We start from the raw sequence: 8,828 nt of genomic DNA, 5'->3' as shown, positions 1-8,828 counted from the left end.
TCTCTTCTAATGTCACACTGTGACCATCTTTTCCATCTTTACCATCTAAGGGTTTGGGAAGCGCGGAAATAGCCAAATTAACCGCCGAATCAATCAGCGGTTTAATCTCTTCTAATGTCACACTGTGACCATCTCTACCATCTTTAGGTATAGGAATAGCCTTGACTTGCTGAATAAGAAAAGCATGTAAGGATTGTTCAAAGCTATTTTTTTCAGCATCAAACCACTGTTCAAGGCGATTCAGTGAGGCACTGGCTTGCTCTTCTAACAACAAGAGTAAGGCAGCAATATCATTCTCTTGTTTCTGGAGCAGTTGCTGATAAAGTGACAGCTGTTCCATTAAGCTATCAATACGCGCATCACGCTTCGCTAACGCATTATTCACAGCCTCAATCAAGTTATCGGTAAATTGTTTTTCACGTTGATTCACTTGATACACTCCGCAAAATAGTGTTTTTCGTCCTGCACCGATGCTTCGCTCACGGTCTCCACAAATAACTCGCTTTTATCAGAGGATGTCAGCATTTTTTGTTTATCTCTCCATGATAATGCCGCCAAACTATAATTTTGTTGTTGCAAATAAGGTGTATCTCCGCCCTCGACAGGCGCTAAATTCTCCTTCTTACGCACTTCATTCGGCGATAACCACCCACCTTTAATTCCTTCATTGTGAGCTTTAAAGCGTGTTGCGGTATCCATTCGCATTAATGTGTCTAAATCAAATTCAATTTTTTCAGACAACGGTAAATCAAGACCTTGAGCCAATAAGATCTCAATAGCTTCGATATGAGACTGTAAGCATTGGGAATAGTATTGCTGATCTAATGCTTCAACATTATTGTATGAGGGAACCTCTCCTAGCCCGACTTTATACAAAGGAACATGAAACACCGAACAGACAATTTCAGCCGTCAATTTCAACTGTTCAACTAACTGAGAATCGACTGGGTTAAATGAAAGAGTTTTTGTACTTGGCATTCTCTGTTAATATTGCTGTTTTACCCGCATTTTTACCACCATAATTCGTCTCCCATAATTTTTTTAGCGTGTGAGCGTCCTCTTCACTGATTTTGCCAGGCACTTCGATAACACCGCTGGGCTTACCCCCATTCACAAAGAGATGTGTGGCATTTTTCATGATCGCTGTCCCTTGTGCCGCGGATAATGCACACGCATAAACAGGCGGTAACCCCATTAAGGGATGATAGAGACAATTAAATCTATCATGGATAATCTCTCTAGCGGGAACCGTCACCGATTGCGCTATTCCTGAAATATTATCCGTAGATAATTGGTAGAACACCTCCCCTTTATCGGTTATCAGTGGTTTAACGCGGTTTGGATCCAGTATTTTCAGTTCTTGCACTTTTCCTTTAGGTGTTCGCACCTTAAAAACAAATGTATTCCCCGTCGTCAATTTTGAATTGAGCCAATTTTCAAAAAATTGATTCCTGGTTTGTAGCGAGTTAGGTGTCACTATCACCGTGTAAGCACCTTTATTTTGCTCGTGCCATACCCCATCATGCCCTTTTCGTTTTAATAACAAGGGCATTTTAGCAATATCTGAGGCGATTAATGTCACACAGGAAAAAACAGGATGGTAAGTTAATACCTCTTCTCGGCTAAGCGCCATATTTTGCTGCCAAGCGCCAGTAAAAGGTTCTCTGAAAATCGTGAGCCAACCTTCTCCGAGACCAGCCAGTCTCTTAACCACGGCCTGGGCAATGTTCGTTAATATTGGCATAAAGTCCCCAACCCATGAAAAAGAAAGGGGCTATACCGCCCCTTATGTTACTCTTTCGTCTTTTCAAGCGATTCGACACGTAATGTGAGTGCCTCAAGCTCCTTAGAAAGCTCTTTTCCTAAGTCACCGTTCGGATCAGCTCCCCCTTTCTGCACAGCAGTATTTAAGGCTTCAAAGTTTTGATTGGCTTTTACGAAAGCGTCTCGCAACGTATCGCCTGTGCCATCATTGGCTTTTTCGCCCACATTAATTTTCTGAATGACAGCCATTAATTTATCCTCCTATGTGTTGTGTCTGTTGTCACTTCGGCGTTGTCCACCGTGATCACTTTGGGCTTTTATCTCCCCCTGTGACTGTGCGGTAGTTGACACCCGACACATAGGCCACTGCTTCTGGGCGACGTTTGCGCCAATTGATAAAGCGCTCTGCACGAATAGCCACACTGTTGGTTTGGAACATGCTCACCAATTGGGCTCCGGTCCCCGTTTTACTGCTGTTAGTTGGGCTATCTTCCATTTGTAAAGACGCTTCACGACTCGCATCAATTACCACCTGACCATCATCGGCAAGATACACATCTTGCGCGTTAACCAAAATTAACTGTTCCCCCGCATACTGTGACACAATCGCAGGTAAGCCTTGGAAAGCCCCACCGAGGAAACTCAAATCAGGGTACATCTTCTGACCCAATGGATTTTTCATTTTTGATAAGGCTAATGCTGTCATGGAAGACATGATCCAAACACCACTTGTCGGCGAAAGATTGGCTTTCAGAAAGGCTTCAAACACTGCCTCAACATCCGCTTCAGGATTGCCTGTTGATGGGATGGCTTTCACACCATGCGTAATGGAAGCGGGTGACACGTTTGTGACTTCGGCTTTGTTAGGATCGATGAAATCAATATCAATGCGTTCAATGATGGCAGCCGCCAAGGCATTACGTACAAGGGTATCCGCCGCGGGGTTGCTAAAGCGCACTAATTCATCCGTCAGCACGGCAATGTTTGCGACTTTTGCAAAGCCAAGTTGAATAGATTGAAAATCAAATTTAGTCAGTGGTTTGGGATCACCTTGCCCCACCCAATACCCTTTTCCTCCGCTGATTTGTCCAGGGATACGCACATTAAACGGAATACGAAACAATGACGGGATCCCCCCGATACCAAATTGACCAATAATGGTTTTAGGGCGTAAAAAGTCAATAAAATCACCCGCAAAATGTTGATAGTCCGTCAATGTCCCCGCCCATTGTGGATCGGTCGTTGTCCCTGCGTTTACCGCCGCTTTGAGTACATTCTGTATGCGGGGTTGCTCTGGGTATTGTGATTTTGCAATTTCCAACGCCTGTGTTGTGTTACCTTTTGAGGCGGCTAAACATTTCACATAACGAGCAAATTCAATGCCTGGCGCTAATTTTTCGTCTACTTTTATAATCCCGCCTCGCAATTGAGAGGCTTCACGAAATGAGTTTTGCTCAACATCAATCGGCTTAGCTTGTTTGGCTTGGGAGGCTTCCATTTCACGCAAACGCACTAAATGACTATCTACTGCCTTGATTTCCGAGGTTAAATTATCGTACTGCTCTGATTCTTCCACATCCAAAGTACGACCTTCTTCAGCTGCTTTGTTCATGATATCTAATCGTGCCGCATCATTGGCCGATCTTTTCGCTTCGAATGATTTAATTTGTTCGGCAATATTCATCGTATGTTCCTTATTAAATGCATTTTTTGCTGAAACGCCAGCGGATAATTGAGAAGATAAATGGACAACTCGCCTTGAGCCAGACGCAGCCGGCGGTTGAAACATCGATTTAAGGGTTTGAAGATGACAATCCTTATTGGCGGGGATCGTCACGACAGATAATTCCGTCCACACCCATTTGGTAAATCGGATCCCTCCCTCATCTAAAAAAGCATATTCCAACGGTTTAAATCCGATAGAAAGCCCTTTCACCAGCCCAGACTTCATGGATTGCCACGCCTCTTCGAGTCGTGCAGATAATCCCGGTGGACTGGCTATTTGGGCTATCTTTGCTTTAATTTTGATCCCATGTGGTGTGACTTTCGCGTCGATAACTTCGCCAATAGGTTGTTCCATGTTGTGCTGCCATAGCAAGGGAAGCGGTAGTGTAAATACGCCACCTTCTGGCTCGACAATATCGCCATAAGCATCAGTTGACGGTGTTGTCGCCATGCCCACGATTTCTCTGTCTTTTTCATTCACTGATTTAATCGTTAATAGACTGTAGGAACGTTGATTTTCCATGCAGACTCCTTAAAAAAAACCCGCCATTGGCGGGTTCTAAATAAAATAAGATTTGTATTGTTTCTGCGGAGGATCAGGGTTTAATGCCATCAGTGATATCGCATTAAACAGCGCCATCAGTGCATCTATCTTCGATCGACCACTGGCTTGCTTGGTAATCAGTATGGCATTCCCTTTAGGTTCAACTCTTGCATTACCCACACACCAATTCATTAAGGGCTGTTTAGCATGAAATAACACTTTTTCAGCCAGTTTTCTTTCAGTGGTTTGTATGGCACCGCCTAGCCGCCACCCTTGAGAAATCCCCACAATAGCATCTTGTTCAATGCCTCTTTGCACGATTTCATCAAGTAATCCCCCAATTTCTGAAGGGTCAATGCCAATTTTATCCATCAACCTTGTCTGATAAATTCGTTCAACAATATCAGCCACTTCCTTCGTGTCATCCCCTATTTGTGCAACGAGGGTGAAATCACCGTCTTTTTCAAAGTCGAGCAATTTGGCCACTTCACTTTTTCGACGCTCAAACACCGATGAATGCCCCCAAGCATGAGACCATGACAACCATTGACGCGTATTTTTACATCGCCCCACTATCGATAAACCGAGCAAATCATCTAATCCGCCACCATCAATACCGACAGTAACCACCTCTGAACGACGAAGGATTTCGTCAAGCGTCAAAGTGTCATCTGTTTGTGGCTCCCAAAAGTCCGCGCCCACCCAACGATCAGAACGCAATGCGAGCCCCACTTCCACATTGGCATGTTTTGCCATAAAACCGCGAAAAGAGGCATCTCCTGTCTCTTTTGCTTTGCAGAATTCTCGCATTAAAAAAACTTCATCCACCGAATACCCCAAATTGGGATTTACCATGGCCATGTTTTCCGCTAACAAGTGCTCTCCTCTTTCTACCATGTCATGTGGATGTTCAAAAATCACAGGGAGAAAGTTAGGGTCATGAATTTTGCCGTCACGCACATCACGGGCATACTGTAATTTTTGCTTAAATACCCCTGATGGAGGCTCATTGGATTGAGTCGTGGTATACACCACAAATCCCTCTGGTCGAGAAGCCAACCCCCCTATCGCTTCGCGAAGCAAATCGTCCGCATTCGCTTGTTTGCCAAACAACCACAGTTCATCAATCAGCGTTCCTACTGACTTAATACCTGAGATCGTATTCGCATCGGCGGCTAATACTTTCAGTGTGGTATCCGTATTTCTATGCGTGATGGTCCTAATGTGTGTCTGTACTTGGCACAAATCATCCAAATCTTCATCATACTTCACCATATCCCTTGCAGGGTTAAAAGCATTTGTCGCGACCTCAACAGTAGGTGCAATGATGGTATAACTTGCAGCTTGGCGCCAATTTAACAGTAACGCTGTCATCATGATCCCCGCAGCTAACGTGGATTTGGAATTTTTCTTTGGGATAAGGACAAAAACTTCAGTAATATATCGCCGTCCCGTTTGCGCATCATACGAGCCAAATAGCGCAGACACTAAGTCAAATATCCATTGAGCACAAGCTTCACCAAACGTTGGGCTGCCCGGAGCATCAACTATTTTTAATTGCTTAAAGATATTTAACGCAAGCTCTGCCTGTTCAGGATATATCGGTGGAGGAATGATCGAGCGCCCATGCTTTATTCGCTCCTCCCAATCAGGGCAAGCGGTAGTCCAATATGGCATAGTTTAACCCTTGTTGTTGATGATTAATTTTGGGGGAGGCATTGGTGAAAAACGATTACCGGCTTTTTTCGCTGCTTTCTTCTTTTCGTCTTTTTTGCCACAGTCCCCTTTCTTACTGCACAGATAAGGTGCCAATTTTGCGGCGGCATCAAGCGATAATTTAGGGTCGATGTCTTTATTTTTCATCATGATTTCGGCAATCACGGCCAGAGGATCAGGATAGTCGTGTACCTGTGACGACCTCTCTTTATCCGTGATAACAGCGTTAATGTCAGAATTAACATTGGAGTTAACTCTAGAGTTAATTTTTCGATTAATTGTAGGGTTAACTTTATTGCTAACCTCATGATTTAAATGATAATTAACTTCAGTGTTAACGTCAAAATTAACCTTAGAGTTAACTTTTTGATTTAAATGAGTATTAACTTTAGTATTACCATTAATACTGCGCCTTAGATAAGCTGTTACATCCGGATCTTTGGCTAACTGACTCCCTTTTACCTGAGCAGTTTTCTCGCTGTATCCCGCTTCAATCGCGGCTTCTCGTTGCGTCATCCCTTTTTTCAGGGCTTGTGCAAATTTCTTTTTTCGCCCTGTTAGCATCACTTTATCCTTACCTAAATAAGGTTAACTTCTTTCAAAAAACAGAATTTTTTCTCTGAATGAGAGGGGGCGAGGTAGCCGAGGCGATCTATTTTTATTTTTTTCACCTCCCCCCCTTCTTTGCTGTTAGCCTCACATTAGCAAGATAATTCTTCTTTTGTTTTCTTTCGATGACATTCAATACAAAGTACCTGACAGTTTTCAATGGTGTCTTTTCCACCTTTAAATAGAGGAATGATATGGTCTAATTCAAATCCATCAGGGAAAGCTAACAAGCTCCCACATGCGGCACAATGCGGGTTCTCTTGCCACTTTAATAACCTTCGTTTTTGCCGTTGTGATCCAGTCACTCGCCTTGTGACAACATCTAATGGTTTAACCACTTTCGTCTTTAACACGGGAATACGTGGTTTTAGTACTTTTAATCGACTCATGATGTGCGATCTAGCCTAGTGATATTAGTGAATGATTGACAAAATGATGTCACTCCCTTTTTTCTACCAACAACTGACGTTGCTGATAATGCCCAGAAAATAACAAAACAGTTATATTCATTACTTTGAGCCTCACTATCTCTTGGTTGTGAGCTCTTTTTTATATTTCCCTTCAAAGAAAATTCACCTTTATTGGCTTATCCCTACTAACGGTCAAATTGACCGTCTGAGACATACTGTCGGTAAACTCGTCTTTATTTCGATTAAAGATACGAGTTACTGATGACTCATCTTTGTACCCAAGTAATTCTGAAAGTTGCTTGTTGGTAAACCAGATTTTTCCATCACCATTATCAAATAGAGGAATTTCGTCACCTTTAAAAACTAAGGATTTATTCATAGCGTATTACCTTCATTTGAAATGAACCCTCGTTCACATAGAAAATCAGCCCGTCGAAGCTCGCCAGCTATAACTGACTTCCTCGAAGGCTCATATCAAAGTAATTGAATTCGACGTTTTTGAATTGCTCCGTGAATGAGCAATGAAATACGTATAAAAAAGCCACCAGCGATTAACTGATGGCTATCTGTATACACAACTCAATGAATGATGTTTGTAGATGATGTCTCTCCATCGTCACGCCCCTTCTTCTACCTACAGCTGACGTTGCTGATAATGACCGAAAATAACAAAACGGTGGTATTCGTTGTTTTTGATTACTCTTACACACTCAATGTGAGGAGAACATGTCATCGTTAATGTATGAGAACAGCGACAACGCGACGCCTTCTATTGGCATTGGAATAAGGATAGCAGTATGATTAACATGTATTTATTTTTCGCTTAATTTTAGCCACCCTGTGAACTCAAACTCACAGGGTTATTTTTATTTATATCAATTAGTTAACTAAAAATAGATAATTAATAATACTAAACTGGTATATATACTTACTTAAGCTATACTAACTAAAATCAACCTCGCTATACTCTTACTGATTGGTGTTTAGTTAGTTTGCCCATGCACCCATGCTGGGCTTTTTTTAGTTCACACACTCTACTCTAATGTAATCCTGCAACCCTTTAATCATCTGTTCTGACTCTGCAATTCGCTCTCTGAGTAACCAATAATTTCTGATAGCGGTGTCAGTAGGTCGGGCGGTGGTTGCATAAGCCAAGCTGGTGGAGGGAGTGGTTTTGACTTTGGGACACTCGGCTTTGATGTACACCCGCTCAGGATGACGCTCACTAATATCACGCAAGTGACTAATTTCATTCTTAGCATTCGCTAGCTCCTGCGTATATTGAATATCCAACTGATTTAATCGCATTATGCGTGCTTGATAGTCAGTATTAATAGACTTCTGTTCTTCGAGAGCAATCGTTAGTTCTTTGTTTGTTTCTACTAATAGATTAATTCTGTTAGCTTGCCAATTAATCACCCAATAGCCTCCCACAATGATGCCTACCATCACAATGACAGCATAGAGTTTCCCATATTTCATGATTAGTACCGATGATGTGAGAGTGCAATCTGACAGCGTTTTTCTAAACTCACTTGGTCTTTAGTACATGAGTTATCAATCAAGAGATAAATACCACCAGCGACTGTGATGAGTAATGCAAGGATAAAGCTGATAATGATGATTAAAGGTTTCCATGACATAGTGCTGACTCCGCTTCTCGACGACTGACAAGCCCTCGCCAAACCTTTCCACCCGCATATACCCAACGTTTTATTTCTTCACAAGCACCCGCTCTATCACCAGCATTTAGTTTCTTGAGTAATGTTGAGCGAGCAAATGCTGTCATTCCTACATTAAAAGCAAAGGAATATAAAGCGGCTTTGATGTAGTCATCGAGTGGTACTTTGATTAATGCATCGACTTGCTGTTGTGTCTTAATAAAATCGTTTTGTAATAACGCATCACATTCTTGTTGTGTATATGTTTTACCGTGAATAATGTCTTTGCCTGTGTGCCCATAACAAACCGTCAAAATGCCTGCCACATCACGATAAGGTTCATAACGCACACCTTCAAAATGGGCTATCACTACTAATGCGATGGCTGTTGCTCCCGCA

11 protein-coding genes and 1 pseudogene are annotated in these 8,828 nt (G+C 42.4%); all 12 read right to left on the bottom strand.

The features are described 5' to 3' along the window. A pseudogene (locus HMPREF0693_RS19130) lies at positions 1–430 on the bottom strand (hypothetical protein); the annotation flags it as partial. Then, positions 427–978: a phage portal protein gene (locus tag HMPREF0693_RS19700; RefSeq protein WP_004244740.1), complete on the bottom strand. Its 552-nt coding sequence runs from the start codon at positions 976–978 to the stop codon at positions 427–429. The gene HMPREF0693_RS19700 and the pseudogene HMPREF0693_RS19130, both read right to left, overlap by 4 nt. Continuing rightward, positions 950–1,744: a phage portal protein gene (locus tag HMPREF0693_RS19695; protein ID WP_004244739.1), complete on the bottom strand. Its 795-nt coding sequence runs from the start codon at positions 1,742–1,744 to the stop codon at positions 950–952. The genes HMPREF0693_RS19700 and HMPREF0693_RS19695 overlap by 29 nt, the downstream gene beginning before the upstream one ends. 47 nt (positions 1,745–1,791) lie before the next feature. Continuing rightward, positions 1,792–2,013: a hypothetical protein gene (locus tag HMPREF0693_RS08045; RefSeq protein WP_004244738.1), complete on the bottom strand. Its 222-nt coding sequence runs from the start codon at positions 2,011–2,013 to the stop codon at positions 1,792–1,794. A gap of 55 nt (positions 2,014–2,068) precedes the next feature. Further along, positions 2,069–4,012 carry a phage major capsid protein gene (locus HMPREF0693_RS08040; protein WP_004244737.1) on the bottom strand — a complete coding sequence of 648 codons (1,944 nt, stop codon included), beginning with the start codon at positions 4,010–4,012 and terminating at the stop codon, positions 2,069–2,071. A gap of 36 nt (positions 4,013–4,048) precedes the next feature. Continuing rightward, on the bottom strand, positions 4,049–5,710 hold the full coding sequence (locus tag HMPREF0693_RS08035) for a terminase large subunit (protein ID WP_004244736.1): 1,662 nt from the start codon (positions 5,708–5,710) through the stop codon (positions 4,049–4,051). Positions 5,711–5,713: 3 nt separating this feature from the next. Then, positions 5,714–6,313: a terminase small subunit gene (locus HMPREF0693_RS08030; RefSeq protein ID WP_004244735.1), complete on the bottom strand. Its 600-nt coding sequence runs from the start codon at positions 6,311–6,313 to the stop codon at positions 5,714–5,716. A gap of 137 nt (positions 6,314–6,450) precedes the next feature. Further along, positions 6,451–6,747: an HNH endonuclease gene (locus HMPREF0693_RS08025; protein ID WP_004244733.1), complete on the bottom strand. Its 297-nt coding sequence runs from the start codon at positions 6,745–6,747 to the stop codon at positions 6,451–6,453. A 172-nt stretch (positions 6,748–6,919) separates the two neighbouring features. Then, positions 6,920–7,147 (bottom strand): hypothetical protein, encoded by a 228-nt coding sequence (locus HMPREF0693_RS08020; protein ID WP_004244731.1) that lies wholly within the window; start codon positions 7,145–7,147, stop codon positions 6,920–6,922. A gap of 641 nt (positions 7,148–7,788) precedes the next feature. Continuing rightward, positions 7,789–8,250 (bottom strand): lysis protein, encoded by a 462-nt coding sequence (locus HMPREF0693_RS08015; protein WP_004244730.1) that lies wholly within the window; start codon positions 8,248–8,250, stop codon positions 7,789–7,791. Positions 8,251–8,252: 2 nt separating this feature from the next. Beyond that, positions 8,253–8,411 (bottom strand): hypothetical protein, encoded by a 159-nt coding sequence (locus HMPREF0693_RS19125; RefSeq protein WP_004244729.1) that lies wholly within the window; start codon positions 8,409–8,411, stop codon positions 8,253–8,255. Then, on the bottom strand, positions 8,393–8,828 hold a 436-nt coding region (locus HMPREF0693_RS08010), incomplete at its 5' end, for a lysozyme (RefSeq protein ID WP_004244728.1). The genes HMPREF0693_RS19125 and HMPREF0693_RS08010, both read right to left, overlap by 19 nt.

Source organism: Proteus mirabilis ATCC 29906 (assembly GCF_000160755.1).
In the GTDB taxonomy this organism is placed as follows: Bacteria; Pseudomonadota; Gammaproteobacteria; order Enterobacterales; family Enterobacteriaceae; genus Proteus; species Proteus mirabilis.
This window is presented reverse-complemented; position numbering and strand designations above follow the sequence as displayed.

What these genes read in the sequence shown, in the direction of transcription:
- HMPREF0693_RS19700 (WP_004244740.1), bottom strand. Translation starts at nt 978, where the DNA reads ATGCCAAGTACAAAAACTCTTTCATTTAACCCAGTCGATTCTCAGTTA.
- HMPREF0693_RS19695 (WP_004244739.1), bottom strand. Translation starts at nt 1,744, where the DNA reads ATGCCAATATTAACGAACATTGCCCAGGCCGTGGTTAAGAGACTGGCT.
- HMPREF0693_RS08045 (WP_004244738.1), bottom strand. Translation starts at nt 2,013, where the DNA reads ATGGCTGTCATTCAGAAAATTAATGTGGGCGAAAAAGCCAATGATGGC.
- HMPREF0693_RS08040 (WP_004244737.1), bottom strand. Translation starts at nt 4,012, where the DNA reads ATGGAAAATCAACGTTCCTACAGTCTATTAACGATTAAATCAGTGAAT.
- HMPREF0693_RS08035 (WP_004244736.1), bottom strand. Translation starts at nt 5,710, where the DNA reads ATGCCATATTGGACTACCGCTTGCCCTGATTGGGAGGAGCGAATAAAG.
- HMPREF0693_RS08030 (WP_004244735.1), bottom strand. Translation starts at nt 6,313, where the DNA reads ATGCTAACAGGGCGAAAAAAGAAATTTGCACAAGCCCTGAAAAAAGGG.
- HMPREF0693_RS08025 (WP_004244733.1), bottom strand. Translation starts at nt 6,747, where the DNA reads ATGAGTCGATTAAAAGTACTAAAACCACGTATTCCCGTGTTAAAGACG.
- HMPREF0693_RS08020 (WP_004244731.1), bottom strand. Translation starts at nt 7,147, where the DNA reads ATGAATAAATCCTTAGTTTTTAAAGGTGACGAAATTCCTCTATTTGAT.
- HMPREF0693_RS08015 (WP_004244730.1), bottom strand. Translation starts at nt 8,250, where the DNA reads ATGAAATATGGGAAACTCTATGCTGTCATTGTGATGGTAGGCATCATT.
- HMPREF0693_RS19125 (WP_004244729.1), bottom strand. Translation starts at nt 8,411, where the DNA reads ATGTCATGGAAACCTTTAATCATCATTATCAGCTTTATCCTTGCATTA.